This is a genomic window from Aquabacterium sp. TM01, assembly GCF_057808345.1.
Window position 1 is genome coordinate 2,567,931 of sequence record NZ_AP046529.1, and the last position, 14,793, is coordinate 2,582,723.

At 62.4% G+C, this 14,793-nt stretch carries 16 protein-coding genes; 6 read left to right on the plus strand and 10 right to left on the minus strand.

Annotated features, from left to right (window positions below):
- Positions 1-19: 19 nt before the first annotated feature.
- The 4 genes from AC3WW4_RS11725 to AC3WW4_RS11740 all read right to left on the minus strand — a co-directional run bounded on the left by AC3WW4_RS11725 (position 20) and on the right by AC3WW4_RS11740 (position 3,260).
- On the minus strand, positions 20-1,051 hold the full coding sequence (locus AC3WW4_RS11725; protein ID WP_488828631.1) for a beta-ketoacyl-ACP synthase III: 1,032 nt from the start codon (positions 1,049-1,051) through the stop codon (positions 20-22).
- Positions 1,052-1,062: 11 nt separating this feature from the next.
- The gene (plsX, locus tag AC3WW4_RS11730) at positions 1,063-2,160 is read right to left on the minus strand and encodes a phosphate acyltransferase PlsX (protein WP_488828632.1); all 1,098 of its coding nucleotides are present in this window, start codon (positions 2,158-2,160) and stop codon (positions 1,063-1,065) included.
- Between the two features lie 112 nt (positions 2,161-2,272).
- Positions 2,273-2,455 (minus strand): 50S ribosomal protein L32, encoded by a 183-nt coding sequence (gene rpmF / locus AC3WW4_RS11735; RefSeq protein WP_290728134.1) that lies wholly within the window; start codon positions 2,453-2,455, stop codon positions 2,273-2,275.
- Positions 2,456-2,648: 193 nt separating this feature from the next.
- Entirely contained in the window at positions 2,649-3,260 is a 612-nt protein-coding gene (locus AC3WW4_RS11740; RefSeq protein ID WP_488828634.1) for a YceD family protein, read from the minus strand.
- A gap of 36 nt (positions 3,261-3,296) precedes the next feature.
- Here AC3WW4_RS11740 and AC3WW4_RS11745 point away from each other — a divergent pair, with 36 nt between their 5' ends.
- From AC3WW4_RS11745 to AC3WW4_RS11760, 4 genes are all read left to right on the plus strand, one after another.
- Positions 3,297-3,950: a Maf family nucleotide pyrophosphatase gene (locus AC3WW4_RS11745; protein WP_488828636.1), complete on the plus strand. Its 654-nt coding sequence runs from the start codon at positions 3,297-3,299 to the stop codon at positions 3,948-3,950.
- Between the two features lie 76 nt (positions 3,951-4,026).
- Positions 4,027-4,842 carry an SAM-dependent methyltransferase gene (locus AC3WW4_RS11750; RefSeq protein ID WP_488828638.1) on the plus strand — a complete coding sequence of 272 codons (816 nt, stop codon included), beginning with the start codon at positions 4,027-4,029 and terminating at the stop codon, positions 4,840-4,842.
- Between the two features lie 137 nt (positions 4,843-4,979).
- Positions 4,980-5,474 (plus strand): DUF3429 domain-containing protein, encoded by a 495-nt coding sequence (locus AC3WW4_RS11755; protein ID WP_488828640.1) that lies wholly within the window; start codon positions 4,980-4,982, stop codon positions 5,472-5,474.
- A gap of 34 nt (positions 5,475-5,508) precedes the next feature.
- Complete coding sequence (locus tag AC3WW4_RS11760; protein WP_488828642.1) at positions 5,509-7,314, plus strand: M61 family metallopeptidase; 1,806 nt, start codon at positions 5,509-5,511, stop codon at positions 7,312-7,314.
- 18 nt (positions 7,315-7,332) lie between these two features.
- Here the strand turns inward: AC3WW4_RS11760 and AC3WW4_RS11765 are convergent, their stop codons facing one another.
- The 3 genes from AC3WW4_RS11765 to AC3WW4_RS11775 form a co-directional block, all read right to left on the minus strand.
- A complete protein-coding gene (locus AC3WW4_RS11765; RefSeq protein WP_488828644.1) occupies positions 7,333-8,088 on the minus strand; it encodes a DsbC family protein in 756 nt (251 codons plus the stop codon).
- Positions 8,089-8,131: 43 nt separating this feature from the next.
- On the minus strand, positions 8,132-9,292 hold the full coding sequence (locus AC3WW4_RS11770) for an FAD-dependent monooxygenase (protein WP_488828646.1): 1,161 nt from the start codon (positions 9,290-9,292) through the stop codon (positions 8,132-8,134).
- A gap of 121 nt (positions 9,293-9,413) precedes the next feature.
- Positions 9,414-9,548, minus strand: coding sequence for a hypothetical protein (locus AC3WW4_RS11775; RefSeq protein WP_488828648.1), 135 nt, complete (start codon positions 9,546-9,548; stop codon positions 9,414-9,416).
- Here AC3WW4_RS11775 and ychF point away from each other — a divergent pair.
- Positions 9,547-10,641 carry a redox-regulated ATPase YchF gene (ychF, locus tag AC3WW4_RS11780; protein WP_488828650.1) on the plus strand — a complete coding sequence of 365 codons (1,095 nt, stop codon included), beginning with the start codon at positions 9,547-9,549 and terminating at the stop codon, positions 10,639-10,641. The genes AC3WW4_RS11775 and ychF overlap by 2 nt on opposite strands.
- Positions 10,642-10,859: 218 nt before the next feature.
- Positions 10,860-12,047 carry a tyrosine-type recombinase/integrase gene (locus AC3WW4_RS11785; RefSeq protein WP_488828652.1) on the plus strand — a complete coding sequence of 396 codons (1,188 nt, stop codon included), beginning with the start codon at positions 10,860-10,862 and terminating at the stop codon, positions 12,045-12,047.
- A 65-nt stretch (positions 12,048-12,112) separates the two neighbouring features.
- Here the strand turns inward: AC3WW4_RS11785 and AC3WW4_RS11790 are convergent, their stop codons facing one another.
- The 3 genes from AC3WW4_RS11790 to AC3WW4_RS11800 are packed head-to-tail and all read right to left on the minus strand — an operon-like array spanning position 12,113 to position 14,783.
- Positions 12,113-12,310 (minus strand): hypothetical protein, encoded by a 198-nt coding sequence (locus tag AC3WW4_RS11790; RefSeq protein WP_488828653.1) that lies wholly within the window; start codon positions 12,308-12,310, stop codon positions 12,113-12,115.
- On the minus strand, positions 12,310-13,953 hold the full coding sequence (locus AC3WW4_RS11795; protein ID WP_488828654.1) for a UvrD-helicase domain-containing protein: 1,644 nt from the start codon (positions 13,951-13,953) through the stop codon (positions 12,310-12,312). The genes AC3WW4_RS11790 and AC3WW4_RS11795 overlap by 1 nt, the downstream gene beginning before the upstream one ends.
- The gene (locus AC3WW4_RS11800) at positions 13,950-14,783 is read right to left on the minus strand and encodes an ATP-dependent endonuclease (protein ID WP_488829744.1); all 834 of its coding nucleotides are present in this window, start codon (positions 14,781-14,783) and stop codon (positions 13,950-13,952) included. The genes AC3WW4_RS11795 and AC3WW4_RS11800 overlap by 4 nt, the downstream gene beginning before the upstream one ends.
- Between the last annotated feature and the right edge of the window lie 10 nt (positions 14,784-14,793).

Here is a 14,793-nt window from a genome sequence, read left to right on the forward strand (position 1 = left end):
AGATGGTCAAGCCCGGTGGTCAATAGTCCACCAACACCGCGCCCCACGTGAAGCCGCCCCCGACGCCTTCCAGCATCAGGGTCTGGCCGCGCTGGACCTGGCCGGTGCGAACCGCATGGTCGAGCGCGAGCGGAATGGAGGCCGCCGACGTGTTGCCGTGCTGGTCCACCGTCACCACCACCTTATCAGGAGAAAGTTTCAGCTTCTTGGCGGTGCCCTGCATGATGCGCAGGTTGGCCTGGTGCGGAATCAGCCAGTCGATGCAGGACGCATCACGCCCGGCCTTGGCCAGCACCTCATGGGCAGCCTTGTCGAGCACGCTCACGGCCAACTTGAACACGGCCTGGCCGTCCATTTTCAAGGTAGGGTCACCCAGGATGGAGCCGCAGGCGATGGTGCCGGGCACGTTCAGGATGTGCGAGAACTGGCCATCAGCATGCAAACATGTTGACACAATGCCAGGTTGATCGGAAGCTTCCAGCACCACGGCGCCAGCGCCGTCGCCAAACAGCACACAGGTGGTGCGGTCCTTGAAATCGAGCAGGCGCGAGAAAACCTCGGTGCCGATGACCAGCGCGCGACGTGCCGAACCGCTGCGGATCAGCGAGTCGGCCACGGTCAGCGCGTAGATGAAACCTGAGCACACCGCCTGCACATCGAAGGCGGGGCAGCCCTGGATGCCCAGGTCGCGCTGGATCAGGCAGGCTGTCGACGGGAAGACCATGTCCGGCGTCGAGGTCGCGCAGATGATCAGGTCGATGTCCGAAGGCTGCAGGCCAGATGCATCAATAGCTTGACGCGCTGCCTCCAGGCCCAGATGACTGGACGACACCGAGGGATCGGCGAAATGGCGCGCCCGGATGCCGGTGCGCTCGACGATCCAGTCGTCGGAGGTTTCGATGCCGTCCTGCGCGAGACGGCTCACCATGTCCGCGTTGGTGACGCGGTTGGGTGGCAGGAAGCTGCCGGTGCCGACAATGCGGGAGTGACGTGCCCCCGGAGCCTGTGCTGACGATGAAGTGTTTGGTGTGTCCGTCTGTCTGAGTGACATTGGAAAAGGGATCAGGCCCCGCGCCCAGCACCTGCCCCATCACTCGGGGCACCTGCGGGTGGCAGGCTGTCGAGTGTGGCTGCAATCTGGTCGTGAACCCGCTCCAGCAGTCGATGACGGGCCGCATCATAAGCCCGATTTAACGCAACCTCAAAGGCCAGCTTGTCCGAAGATCCATGGCTTTTGAACACCAGACCCCGCAAACCGAGCAGCGCCGCGCCGCTGTAGCGACGGTGGTCTACGCGATTTTTGAAGCGATTTAGCACCGGCATCGCGATCAATGCGATCACTTTGGAACCCAATGTGCGCGTGAACTCCTGCTTGATGAAGGACGCGAACATGCTCGCCAGACCCTCTGCGGTCTTCAAAGCCACGTTGCCCACGAAGCCGTCACAGACCACGATATCGGACGTTCCTTTGAAAATATCGTTGCCTTCGACGTTGCCGTGGAAGTTGATCAATCCCCGATCTGAGGCCTTGCGCAACAATTCACCCGCCTCTTTGATGACTTCGCTGCCCTTGATGACCTCTTCACCGATGTTCAGCAGGCCCACGCTGGGGCTCTCTTTGCCATCGACTGCGGACACCAGCGCGCTGCCCATCACGGCAAACTGCAGCAGGTGCTCGGCGGTGCAGTCCACATTGGCACCCAGGTCGAGCACGGTGGTGAAGCCGTCGTTCTGGTTGGGCATGACGGTGGCGAGCGCCGGGCGGTCAATGCCCTCCACGGTCTTGAGCAGGTAGCGCGCCAAGGCCATCAGGGCACCGGTGTTGCCGGCTGAGACGCACGCCTGCGCCGCTGCGGGCTGGTCGGCCGTGGCTTTGACCTGGCTGATGGCCACGCGCATGGACGAGTCTTTCTTGCGACGCAAGGCCACCTCAACCGGGTCGTCCATCGTGACGACTTCGGTGGCCGGCACGATGATGGCACGAGGCCAATCCTTGGCCGGCGCCAACGCTTCAGGCAAGCCCACCAGCAGCAATTCAGCCTCGGGGTGCTTGTCCAGAAAAGCGCGACAGGCGGGCAAGGTCACGGACGGGCCGTGGTCACCACCCATGCAGTCCACAGCAAGGCGAACAGGAGGCAGCGTAGAAGCGGGAGCAGTCATGAGGAACGCGGACAAGAAGAGAGGCGGCAATAGAAAAAGGCTGGCAAGCCGATGATCGGTTTGTCCAGCCTTTTGCGGCTTGCGTCATGCCCGGGCGTGCCGGGCAGACTGATCAGGCGTCAGCCTTGGTCTTCAAGACCTTGCGGCCACGGTAGAAACCGGTGGCGCTGATGTGGTGACGCAGGTGGGTTTCACCGGTGGTGGCTTCAACGGCCGTGCCCGGGGTCACCAGTGCATTGTGCGAGCGGTGCATGCCACGCTTGGAGGGCGATTTCTTGTTTTGCTGAACGGCCATGATGGAACTCCGATAAACGGGCTTAAGGCAGCCCGTGGGTTGTCAGACCACACCGTTACCAGCTCAAGAGGGTGAAAACCGCCCCTGTATGCTGGCCGCCTTGCAGTCCGCAAGTGTTAAAAGAAAGTATTGATTTGATTCCGGTTATCCGGAAAGCTTGCAATTCTAGCACGAGACCAGACGGGCAGACAAATTACTTGCCGCCCTTTTTCAGGGACGCCAGCACCGCAAAGGGATTCGGGCGCCCGGAGGCGGTGGTGGCCGGCACGCCATCGGCGTCCTCTGCAGGGGCCGGAGTGCTGCCAGGCACCGGTGTCTCGGCGTCATTGTGCATCAAGGTGCTCACGTCGGTCGGGCACACCTCGTGGCGCGGCACGATGGGCTGGGCCATGATCAACTCGTCTTCCACCAGTTCGAGCAGGTCAAACTGCCGAGCCAAGGCCAGCACGTCCTCGTCCGATTCGGCATCCAGCGCGGCGGCGGCGGCCTCGTCTTTGGCGAAGCGAATGCTGCGGCTGATGTGCACGGTTTCGGTGACAGGCTGCAGGCAGCGCTGACATTCCCAGGCAAGTTCGGCCTGAGCCTCCAGGTCGAGCCACATTTGCGGTGGGCTCAGGCGCTCGGGCACCAGACGCCCCTGGGCCGACCAAGTCACGCGTGGCAAGCTGGCGAGGTCGATGTCTTTGGCCAGGCCCTCGGCCAAGCGCGGGAGCTCGGCCACGGGCAGATCGCCCGAGAGCGCCTCACCCGATTCGAGGAAGGCCCCCATGTCCAGTTTGCGGGGAACAAAAGTAGGTGCTTTCATGGCCGCCAGTGTAGAGGCTGCGAGGACAATGGCGACATGCACGCTCTACGTTCCGACGCTTCACCCGCTCCCTCCCCTCGCCTGGTGCTGGGTTCCACCTCGCCTTACCGCCGTGAACTGCTGGCGCGCCTGGGCCTGCCTTTTGACGTGACCTCGCCCGAGGTGGACGAGCGCCCGCTGCCTGCCGAGACGCCCACGCAGACGGCCCTACGTCTGGCGATGCTCAAAGCACGTGCCGTGTCAGCGCGTTGCGCGGACGATGCGGTGGTGATCGGCTCGGACCAGGTCGCGGACTTGGATGGGATGATTTTGGGCAAGCCGGGCGACCATGACCGAGCGAAGGCGCAGTTGCAGGCCATGCGAGGCCAGACGGTGCGCTTTCACACGGCCGTGTGTGTGAAGCGGGTGACAACGGGGTTCGAGCAGACCCAGGTGAGCACGGTGTCGGTGCGCTTTCGTGCGCTCAGCGATGAGGCGATCGACACCTATTTGCGCCTGGAACAGCCCTACGATTGCGCGGGCAGCGCCAAGTGCGAAGGCCTGGGCATCGTCTTGCTGGATCGCATCGACTCCGACGATCCCACCGCGCTGGTGGGGCTGCCGCTGATTTTGACCACAGCCCTGCTGCAGGGCGCTGGGCTGGATGTGTTGGACCAGTTGGGCCGACTTGGCAAGCCGCGCCAGACATGACGCCCTGCCCCACCGCCGCCCCCTTGATCCGTACGGCCCCCTTGCCACCCATTTTTTGATTTGACGAACCCGCCCCATGCCTGTGAATGACACGCCCGAAGCCCGCACCAAGGGCCGCCTGCTGCTGATCCCCAACACCCTGGACCTGGGTTGCACCGGGGACGCCGAAGAGGGGCCGCTGCCCGACCTGCGCGAGGTGCTGCCGATGGGCGCCCTGCAGGCTGCAGCCGGGCTGCGCCACTGGGTGGCTGAGAATGCCAAGACCACCCGTGCTTTTTTGAAGCGGGTGGCCGAGGTGGCGCCTCTGGCCGCGCCGATTCAGGAGCAGGACATCCAGGTGCTGCCCCGCCCCCCGAAGGGCGGTCAGAAAAAACCGGGCTCGGGCAACGACCAGGCCATTCGCGCGCTGCTGGCGCCTGCCCTGGCGGGGCATGACGTGGGCCTGATGTCCGAGGCGGGCTTGCCCGCGGTGGCCGATCCGGGATCGGCCCTGGTGCTGGCAGCGCACAAGGCGGGCATTGAGGTGGTGCCGTTTTCCGGCCCCAGCTCGCTGGTGCTGGCCCTGGCGGCCAGTGGCCTGCACGGGCAGAGCTTTGCGTTTGTCGGCTACCTGCCGGTGGAAGCGAGCCAGCGGGTGCAGCGCATCCGCGATCTGGAGCAGCTTTCCCGCAAGGCCCACCAGACGCAGCTGGTGATTGAGACGCCCTACCGCAATGCGGCCCTGTGGCAGGCCCTGGTGCAACACCTGCAGCTCGACACCCTGCTGAGCGTGAGCTGTGGCCTGACCCTGGCCGATGGCTGGAGTCGCACCGCCACGGTCGAGCAATGGCGCAAGCGCCCCTTGAACCTGCCGGACAAGGTGCCGGCGGTGTTCAGCTGGTTGGCGTCTTGAGTGGGTCACCGCCCCGCCCCCGCAACTTCGCGAGGCAACTGCGAGAAATCAGCCTCTGAGCGCGCAGGCCTTGCGCTTCTTGCCACAATGATGTCCAGCATCATTTTTCTCACCGTTCTTTGACCCGTTTGACTGCCATGTCCTCCGCTTCCCCTCACCTGCCTGCGCACCATCATGCTGAACCCGGCACCCTGGCACGGCGCCTCGGCCATCTGGGTCTGGTGCCCTTCATTGCAGGCGCCTTGTTCGTCTGGTTGCTGGGCACCCGCCTGGACGACGAGCCCTTCTTTTTTGTGGTGCGCGGCCTGACGGCCTATGCAGCGCTGGTCGTCTCCTTTTTGGGAGGGCTCCACTGGGGCATGCTGATGTGGCAGTCGGGCTCGGCTGCCGATGAGCCGGTATTACAGCAACGCGCGCTGTGGGTGGGCATTGGCTACTCGCTGGCCGGTCTGATTGCCGTGCTGATGCCACCCCATGCCGGACTGGCACTGATCGGCTTCGTGCTGATTGCCTGCTACCTGATCGACCGCAAGCTCTACCCCGCCATGGGCACCGCTGGCTGGCTCACGCTGCGCTTCCGCCTGACGCTGATCGCCAGCCTGTCGTGCTTCCTGGCTGCCGCTCAGATCTGATCCCGCCTGTCTTTTGCTTACCCCCAGCACGCCCATGATTGACTACCGCATTGAAGTGGGCGATGCCCGCACCCATCGCTTTCAGGTCACGATGCGCGTGGCGCGCCCGCAACCGGGTCAAATACTGAGCCTGCCGGTGTGGATTCCGGGCAGCTACCTGGTGCGGGAGTTTGCGCGCCACCTGTCGCCCATCGAGGCCACGCAAGGCGGCAAGCCCGTGGTCGTCACCCCGCTGGACAAATGCACCTGGCGGGTCGAGAACCAGGGCAGCGGCGCGCTGACGCTGCGCTACGAGGTCTACGCGTTCGACACCTCGGTGCGCACGGCATTTCTGGATGCGCAGCGTGGTTTCTTCAATGGCACCAGTGTGTTCCTGAAAGCGCAAGGGTTCGAAGACCAGCCCCAGCGCGTGAAGATCACCGGCTTGCCCAAAGGCTGGCGTGTGGCCACGGCCCTGCCCGCGGTGAAGGTCAACGCCCTGGGCTGGGGTGACTATGAGGCGCCGGACTACGATGCGCTGATCGATCATCCGGTGGAGTTGGGCACCTTCTGGCACGGCGAGTTCACGGTGCGCGGGGTGCGCCACGAATTTGTGGTGGCGGGGGCGACCAGTGACTTGGATGGCCAGCGCCTGCTGGACGACACCCGCCGCATCTGCGAGGCGCAGATCAACTTCTGGCATGGCCGACGCAAGGTGCCCTTCGATCACTACGTGTTCATGCTCAATGTGGTGGACGACGGCTACGGCGGGCTGGAGCATCGCCAGAGCACGGCGCTGATCTGTGGACGGCGCGACCTGCCTCGCACGGGGCGGCCGCTGAACAAGGACAGCTACACGACCTTGCTGGGCCTGATCAGCCACGAGTACTTCCACACCTGGAACGTCAAGCGGCTCAAGCCGATCGAATTTGCGCCCTATGACTACACCCAGGAGAACTTCACACGCATGCTGTGGTTCTTCGAGGGCTTCACCTCGTATTACGACGACCAGTTCCTGCTGCGCACGGGCCTGATCGACACGCCCACCTATCTCAAGTTGCTGAGCAAGACGATCAACCAGGTGCTGTCCACCCCGGGTCGCCTGGCCTACAGCGTCGGGCAGGCCAGCTTTGACGCGTGGACGCGCTATTACCGACAGGATGAGAACACCGCCAACGCGACGGTGAGCTACTACACCAAGGGCTCACTGGTGGCCCTGGCGCTGGACCTGACGCTGCGCCAACTGCCTGCGGCCACCGAAGGCGGGGCCAGCCCCAGCCTGGACGGCGTGATGCTGCGCCTGTGGAAGCTGGGACGCGCGATCACCCAGGCGGACGTGGCGCAGGCCTTGGCCGACGAGGCTGGACAAGTGCCGCCGGCTCAGGTGTTCACCGTCCCACAGGGGACCCGTGTGTTGGACAGCTGGCGCGCCTTGCTGGACGCCTGGACCGAGGGCTGCGACGACCTGCCCTTGCCCGCTTTGCTTCGCACCCAAGGGGTGGACTGGCACACGCAGGCAGGCAGCTTGCCTCAGCGCCTGGGGGCGCGCATTGGAGAGCGCAGTGGTGCGCAACAGGTGCTCGCCGTGATGCAGGGCAGCGTGGCCGAGCAGATGGGCTTGAGCGCGGGCGACGAGCTGCTGGCCTTGGGCGAGTGGCGCATCAAGCGCGCCGACGACCTGACCCAGTGGCACGACGCCCACCGGGCGCAGCCCCTGCTGGTCAGCCGCGACCAGCGTGTGCTGACCCTGACCTTGCCGGTGCTGCCCGCCACTGGGGGCGACACCATGGCCCTGGCTGTGGCCAGCACGCCGGTGGATGCGCTGGCGCTCACACGCCGCGCAGCCTGGTTGAAGGCCTGAATGAGGGCCTGAAGCAGCTCAGCGCCCCGCCTTGTCGGCGGCCCGTTCCAGGCGTTGTTCGATGGTGGCCAGCGGCGCGGCAGCGGCCAGGCGCGTGCCATCTTCAAAGAACATGGCGGGTGTGCCGTTCACACCCAAACGCTGAGCCAGCGCCAGGTTACGCTGCAACGGCGTGGCGCACTTGCCAAAGGCACGGGCCGGGGCCTTGTTCTCCAGCATCCAGTCCAGCCAGGCCGTGGTGCGGTCCTTCATGCACCAGATGTTCTCGGCCTTGGCGCGCGAGTCGGCGCCCAGGATCGGGATCAGCAGGGTGTAGACCGTGACGTCCTTGACCTTCTGGAGCTCACGCTCCAGCTGCTTGCAATAGCCGCAGTTCGGGTCCGCGAACACGACCAGGCGACGCTTGCCATTGCCGATCTTCCACACGACCGCATCCTGGAAGGGGAAGGTGTTGAAAGCCACCCGATTGATGTCTTCCAGGCGCTCGGCCGTGAGGTCACGCTGGGTGCGTGTCTCCAGGATGTGGCCCTCAATGAGGTACTCACCCGTGGCATCGCTGTAGAACACCGAATTGCCGACCTTCAGTTCGATCAGGCCACTCATGGGCGTGCTGCGTGCCGACTCGACGGGAGGCAGCGACGGCAGTCGTTGGGACAGCTTTTGCTGCAGGGCCTTGAGCTGGGCGGCAGGGATGTCACCGGTTTGGGCCTGTGCGGTACCCACCAGGGAGAGGGAGAGAGCAGCCAGCATCAGGCCACGAAACACACCATTCATCTTGTTCCTTTGTGATATTGATCAGAGCGTGTCGGGCGGCCGCTCAGGCGTCCAGCGCCCGGCCAACGAGCCAGTGTTTGACCGGGCCCAGGCGTTCGACCAGGGTCATGCCCGCGTTGCGCAGGTCTTTCAAGGGTCCTCGCTGGTCGGCGAAGAGGTGCAGCAGGCCGTCGGTGAGGCCGGCCATGGCACGCGTGGGTGTTTCGCGGCGGCGTGCATAGCGGCGCAGGGTGCGCTCGTCGCCCAGCGAGCGCCAGGGTTCGCGCGAGCGGCCTTCACGCAAGACGTCGACCAGGGTGTCCACATCGGCAAGACCCAGGTTGAGGCCCTGGCCGGCGAGCGGGTGGACTTGATGGGCGGCATCGCCCAGCAAGACCCACCCAGGCCCCATCCAGCGGTCGGCCTGCGCCAGCGCCAAAGGCCAGCCGGCCACGTCGGAGGCCACGCTCAGGCGTCCCACCTGCTCGGCAGCCTGCGGCGAAGACTGCAGCACGGCGTCGTTGAGCTCCAGTTCGAAATCGGCCGCACTCAACGACAGCAGGTGCTCGGCACGCGCCTTGGGCACCGACCAGACGAGACCATATGAGGCGTCGGGGTCGGGCTGGTTGAAAGGGAGCAAGGCCAGGATATCGGGGGAGCGGAACCATTGGCGGGCCACGCCGTTGTGGGGGCGCTCGGCCTTCAGGCGCGTGGCCACACCCCAATGCCCATAGTCCTGGCGTGAGAACTCGACACCCAGGTTGGCGCGGGTGCCCGAATGCTTGCCTTCACAGATGGCCAACAGAGAGGCTTGTACCGGCGCTTGGGCCCCTTGCAGCGGCGGCACAATCTCGACACGGGGGGCAAAGCGCAGCGCCTCGCCCAGCAACCGCTCCAAGGCGGCGGCGTCCACGATCCAGGCCAACTCGGCGACGTGCTGCTGCCAGGCGGAAAACGACATGCCCCCCCCAGCATCACCACTGATCTTCATCTCGAACACGGGTGACGACCAGGCCTTGAGGGCGGGCCAGACGCGCAGGCGCTCCAGCAAGGTGATGGCGCGCGCGTTGAGCGCGTAGGTGCGCACATCGGCCTGGGCAGGACGTGCGGACTCGGGCTCACGGGCCCAGGCCACGCGCCAACCTTCGGCGGACAAGGCCAGGGTCAGGCTCATGGCCACAGCGCCCGAACCACTCACACACACATCGAAACCGGTCGCACTCATGAGAACCATCCAGATTGAGGAGAAATGCGACAGCGCACTGGGCAGCGCCGCAAGCCCGTTAATCTAAACTGAATTCGGCATGGGCGCGCTTGAGGCAGCTCAGGGTGCCAGAGGCCGCAGGTTAAAATGGCAGCTTCCCGATGCATCCTCCATCGGCAACGATCACCACCACGCTGATCCAGCGCGGGTCAGGCCGATTCTTCCGCGCCATCTGGGTCAGCGTGTGAGCGGCGTCTGATTTCAAAGGAATTTCCATGAGTCTCAAGTGCGGCATCGTGGGCCTGCCCAACGTCGGCAAGTCCACCCTTTTCAATGCTCTGACCAAGGCCGGCATTGCCGCCGAGAATTACCCTTTTTGCACCATCGAGCCCAATGTGGGCGTGGTGGAAGTACCCGATCCGCGTCTGGACAAGCTGGCCGAGATCGTCAAGCCTGAGCGCATCCTGCCGGCCATCGTGGAGTTCGTGGACATTGCCGGCCTGGTGGCGGGTGCATCCAAGGGCGAAGGCCTGGGCAACCAGTTCCTCTCGCACATCCGCGAAACCGACGCCATCGTCAATGTGGTGCGTTGCTTTGAAGACGACAACGTGATCCACGTGGCCGGCAAGGTCGACCCGATCGCCGACATCGAGGTCATTCAGACCGAGCTGTGCCTGGCCGACCTGGGCACCGTGGAAAAGAGCCTGCATCGCTACAACAAGGCCGCCCGCTCGGGCAACGACAAGGAAGCCGCCGCCCTGGTCAAGGTGCTGGAAAAGTGCCAGGCTGCGCTGGACGAGGCCAAGCCCGTGCGCTCCATTGACTTCAGCAAGGAAGAATGGGCCATTGTCAAGCCGCTGTGCCTGATCACGGCCAAGCCGGCCATGTTCGTTGGCAACGTGTCGGAAACCGGCTTCGAAAACAACCCGATGCTGGACAAGCTGCGTGAATACGCTGCGGCACAAAAGGGCGAAGTCGTGGCCATTTGCGCCAAGACCGAAGCCGAGCTGGCCGAAATGGAAGACGAAGACCGCGCCATGTTCCTCGCCGAAATGGGGCAGGATGAGCCGGGCCTGAACCGCCTGATCCGTGCTGCATTCAAACTGCTGGGTCTGCAGACCTACTTCACCGCTGGCGTGAAAGAAGTGCGCGCCTGGACCATCCACGTGGGCGATACGGCCCCGCAAGCTGCTGGCGTGATCCACACCGACTTCGAAAAGGGCTTCATCCGCGCCCAGACCATCGCGTTCGACGACTTCATCCAGTTCAAGGGTGAAGCCGGCGCGAAGGACGCAGGCAAGATGCGCGCCGAAGGCAAGGAATATGTGGTCAAGGACGGCGATGTGCTGAACTTCTTGTTCAACGTCTGAGTCGAACAAGCCATTTCAGGCGATTGCACCTGCTTGCAGGTATATCACTGAAATCGACGCAAGGCCCCGTGGATACGGGGCTTTTTCATTTCAGCTCATTGCATGCAACGACACTTGATGGCGCTCCGCAAGTGGATACGGGCGTGTATATGGATCTTGCGCTGGATCGATGAAGGTGTATACGATGAAGCCCAAAGGACGAACAGGAGAGCTTCACGATGCTGACAGACGCCCAGTGCCGAGCCGCCAAGCCCAGAGAAGGCATCTACCGCCTCAATGACTACAAGGGGCTGTACCTAGAAATCAAACCCAACGGCATCAAGGCTTGGCGGTACCGCTTCAAGCTCAATGACAAGGCCTCGTGGTTCGCGCTTGGCGACTACCCTAGCGTGACGCTCGGTGAGGCCAGAGAGAAGTGCGAGTCGGCGCGGAAGCTGGTCAGGGAGGGCATCAATCCCGTCCAGAATCGCCAGATCGAACGCATCAAGCGAGAGCAAGACTCAGCCAACACATTCGAGGCCATCGCCAAAGAGTGGCTGGCCCTGAAAGACTGGGAGGAAGTGACCAAGAAGCGGAGACTCGACATGCTGGAGCGCGTGGTCTTCCCGTCGATTGGCAAGCTGCCGGTACGTCAGATCACTCCTGCCCATGTCCTCGACATCCTCAACAAGACGGTCAAGCGGGGTGCCCCCACCGTAGCGGCTGAAGCCAAGCGCACCATGTCTGGCGTGTTCGAGCATGCAGTCGCGACCCTACGGGCGGACACTGACCCCGTTTGGCCGGTTCGCAAAGCGCTGCCGCCCAACAAGACGCAACACAAGCGCGCCCTCAGCACGGGGGAAGTCGGCCAGTTGCTGAACGACTTTGATGGACACGGTGGCAACTTCCAGACCATCAAGGCCTTCCAACTCATGTGGCTGACGCTCAGCCGCCCGAATGAATCCGTCCAAGCAGAATGGGCCGAGTTCGACCTCGAAAAGGCGCTCTGGACCATCCCTGCACGTCGGATGAAAGCGCGGCGAGAGCACATCGTTCCGCTACCGACTCAGGCGGTCGAACTTCTCAAGGCCATGCATCCGATCACGGGACATACGAAGTTCGTTTTCCCGAACCGCGACGACCGACAGCGCCCAATGGCCGACGCAGCTCTGCGGCAGGCGCTCAAGAAGCTTGGTTGGGCAACCAAGTACAGCCCACATGGCACTCGCACCACAGGCAGCACACGGCTCAATGAAATGGGCTATCGGCCCGATGCCATCGAAGCCCAGCTTGCACATGCGGAGCCGAATAGTGTCCGGCGCACATACAACCATGCCACCTACCTCGACGAGCGGCGAGTCATGATGCAAGACTGGGCGGTCAGACTCGATGAGTGGAAAGCAGCCGCCCAAAGCAATCCCGGTTGACCTAAGGTGTTTATGCCTCGGCTTCCAAATGCGTCTTGCCAAGCTTACTGGGAACCTCTGCAGATTCACTGCGGCCGCAAGAGCTTGCCATCCCATTCAATGAGGGTGTACGGAATCCCTTGTGTAGCCTGACGGAACACCTCCTCTGCTTCGTCGAAAGAGGCGGCAACAATGCTCTGAAGGCCCGTCTCACTGGCCAGTTGCTTGAGGAGCGCATGCTGGCTATCTACTGCCATCGAATGCTGTCCCGGCTCGTCAAGCATCAGAAACCAAAGAACTCCTTGTGTGGAGTCCGTTCTTCCTGCCAGCGATATGGGTTGGAGGGTGGGGTTTCCCGGTGCTGACTCATGGTGACAACGAGCCGCCGCTTCGCACGTGAAACACCAACAAAGAACCCGCAGCGTTCTGCATCAGGCTTGCCCCAAAAAGTCTGATTTTCAACACCTAGAATGATGACCGAGTCGAACTCCAGGCCCTTGCTCTTGTGGATGGTCAGAATGCGCACCGCTTTGTCGTCCACAAAGCGTTCAAGCGCCTTGGGTAATTCCGGCTCAATTTTGAGCAGCTCTACGATACGTGCTTTAGTGTCGCGGACCACCTCTTTTAGCCGATCTGGCGATTCGTAGTCAGACGAGAGCGCTACCAAGGTTTCTCTGGGGATTTTGTTCAAAAATCCTCGCGCCGACCCCCACCAACCTGAGTAGGGCTCATCAATCAACTCCAGAAGTGATGCACTCTTGCGCTGTGCTTTGATCAGGCGATCAAAGTCCCGGCGGGTGTTGGCCTGGACTTCATCGTCCGCAAAAGGTACCAGCAGATTCATCAGGCGCACCCATGACTTGGGCTCACGCTTGCCGTAGATGCACGACAGGTAATCGACGACCAAGCGCGCTGCGGGCTCGGTGGTAATGTCTTGCAGCTGTTGTTCGTTGCGGTAGGGAATGCCTTTCGCCTCCAGCGCCGCAATCAGATGGTTGGCGTAGAGATCCGGTTGCTTTGAGATCAGTACGGCGATCTCCGAGTGTGGGACCAGTTCGTGATTAATCCACCCGGCAATCCGATCAGCCAGGTGTTCAGCTTCTTGTTGGCTGTCTTCGAAGCCCCAGGCGAGGACCTCTCCTTCATTCCCGGCAATTTGCTCTTCCGGCATGACCGATGCAAGGTCAAGCACGCGGATGATTTCGTTCTGCAAGCGCAGCAGAGTCGGCTTGGACCGAAAGTTGCGATACATGTTGAGCGGGGTCGCCGCAAAATCGGTCGCAAAAGTCTGGAAAATGCCATCGAGCGCACCAGCCCAGCCCATGATTTTCTGCTTGGTGTCGCCAACTGCCGTCAGCCGGATTCCCGTACCATGAAAGGCGAGCTTTACGAGATCGTATTGTTTGTCTGTGCAGTCCTGAAACTCATCCAGGAAAACGTCGCTGTAGGTCTGGCGAATAGCGTTTCGGGCAAGCTTTGACTTCTGAAGAATCTGGATAGCGAGGGGGATCAGATCACCGAACTCAATTTGCTTATGCGTGATCTTCGAGCTGCCAAGTTTGTAACCTGGCTCAAGCGCATCCTTTCCAGTCAGTACAGGACGGAAGCGATCAATGATGCGTTTGGCAAAGGCATGGAAGGTGTAGCTGTCAAAGCGTGAAGCGAGGTCAGCGCCACAGCGGCGCTGCACGCGCTCCTTCAGATTTTTGCTGGCATCCACCTTGAACGAAATCGCCAGAATCCGTTTTGGATACTTACAGGTGCCAGTGCGCAATAGGAAATCTGCGCGCTGTGCCAGCATCTCGGTTTTACCCGCTCCGGGCCCGGCCGTGAGTGCGAGGCAGCGCACTTGCTCTTTCGCTGCAAGCAGCGCATTCGGTTCCAGCGTCAGCCCATCTGCAGGCTGCCAGGCGTCAACGGCAATCACTCGGGCAGCTCCGCCAGTTTGGCGATAACGGTATCAGCCAGCCTGCTCAGTGATGCGGGCATGTGCTCCAGCAGCTCTGCATCCGTCAGATGGGCCAGTGCCTCGATGTGGGCTGCCGGTTTACTGCCGAGCTTGAAGCGCTGGTGGTAGGTGCTGAACAGCTTTTGTTCCGCTGGGCTGTACTGGCTAGCGTCGTGGTGGCTTTTCCCAAGCACGGCCTTGATCGTTGAGTCATCCGGTTCTTCTTCGGCTCGGTAAGCTTCGGGGAAGGAAAGCAGCATGGCGAAGTCGAGGTCCATGGGGTACGAGAAGTACACGCCTCTTTCTTCGAGTGCTTCGAGGTAGTTGCTGTAATCCCGGACTTTGTGAGTGACATCTTTCCAATGCGGGATGACATGGTCTGCTGGGAGAACCTTGCTCGGCTCGTACGCAGCCAGCTGATCATTCGCGTTTTTGATACGCCCCCAGCCTGCGGCGTAGCGAGCTACATCTAGATCGAGGAGCGTCAGGTACGGGATCTGCAATGCCGCAAGCAGGCGCCAGAAGTGATTGACGTGCCTGCCCCCCAGAGGCGCAATCGTGACTGCTGATTCATCAACTGGAGCGCCTTTGACCTGCAGCAGGCGTGGCAACACGATCTCTTCGCTATCGCCTTCGCCCAGGACGACGAGCCGCGAAAAATAGACCTCAGGAAATGCCTGGACGGCTTCCCGCACAAATTTGTGTGCGTCGTCCGTGCTTTCTGGCAATAGGATTTGCGTGACGCGTGATTGCCGAGCTTCGGTCAGACGAAGATAGCGGATGTGCTCTGGCGCAACGCGGCGCAGCATCGACGGCGCA

Bases quoted from the DNA above. Each gene is read 5' to 3' on its own strand.
- AC3WW4_RS11750 (WP_488828638.1), top strand. From the start codon at position 4,027: ATGCCTGTGAATGACACGCCCGAAGCCCGCACCAAGGGCCGCCTGCTG.
- AC3WW4_RS11790 (WP_488828653.1), bottom strand. From the start codon at position 12,310: ATGCTTGACGAGCCGGGACAGCATTCGATGGCAGTAGATAGCCAGCAT.
- AC3WW4_RS11775 (WP_488828648.1), bottom strand. From the start codon at position 9,548: ATGGAAATTCCTTTGAAATCAGACGCCGCTCACACGCTGACCCAGATG.
- ychF (WP_488828650.1), top strand. From the start codon at position 9,547: ATGAGTCTCAAGTGCGGCATCGTGGGCCTGCCCAACGTCGGCAAGTCC.
- AC3WW4_RS11760 (WP_488828642.1), top strand. From the start codon at position 5,509: ATGATTGACTACCGCATTGAAGTGGGCGATGCCCGCACCCATCGCTTT.
- AC3WW4_RS11785 (WP_488828652.1), top strand. From the start codon at position 10,860: ATGCTGACAGACGCCCAGTGCCGAGCCGCCAAGCCCAGAGAAGGCATC.
- plsX (WP_488828632.1), bottom strand. From the start codon at position 2,160: ATGACTGCTCCCGCTTCTACGCTGCCTCCTGTTCGCCTTGCTGTGGAC.
- AC3WW4_RS11800 (WP_488829744.1), bottom strand. From the start codon at position 14,783: ATGCTGCGCCGCGTTGCGCCAGAGCACATCCGCTATCTTCGTCTGACC.
- AC3WW4_RS11770 (WP_488828646.1), bottom strand. From the start codon at position 9,292: ATGAGTGCGACCGGTTTCGATGTGTGTGTGAGTGGTTCGGGCGCTGTG.
- AC3WW4_RS11755 (WP_488828640.1), top strand. From the start codon at position 4,980: ATGTCCTCCGCTTCCCCTCACCTGCCTGCGCACCATCATGCTGAACCC.
- AC3WW4_RS11765 (WP_488828644.1), bottom strand. From the start codon at position 8,088: ATGAATGGTGTGTTTCGTGGCCTGATGCTGGCTGCTCTCTCCCTCTCC.
- AC3WW4_RS11745 (WP_488828636.1), top strand. From the start codon at position 3,297: ATGCACGCTCTACGTTCCGACGCTTCACCCGCTCCCTCCCCTCGCCTG.
- AC3WW4_RS11725 (WP_488828631.1), bottom strand. From the start codon at position 1,051: ATGTCACTCAGACAGACGGACACACCAAACACTTCATCGTCAGCACAG.
- rpmF (WP_290728134.1), bottom strand. From the start codon at position 2,455: ATGGCCGTTCAGCAAAACAAGAAATCGCCCTCCAAGCGTGGCATGCAC.
- AC3WW4_RS11740 (WP_488828634.1), bottom strand. From the start codon at position 3,260: ATGAAAGCACCTACTTTTGTTCCCCGCAAACTGGACATGGGGGCCTTC.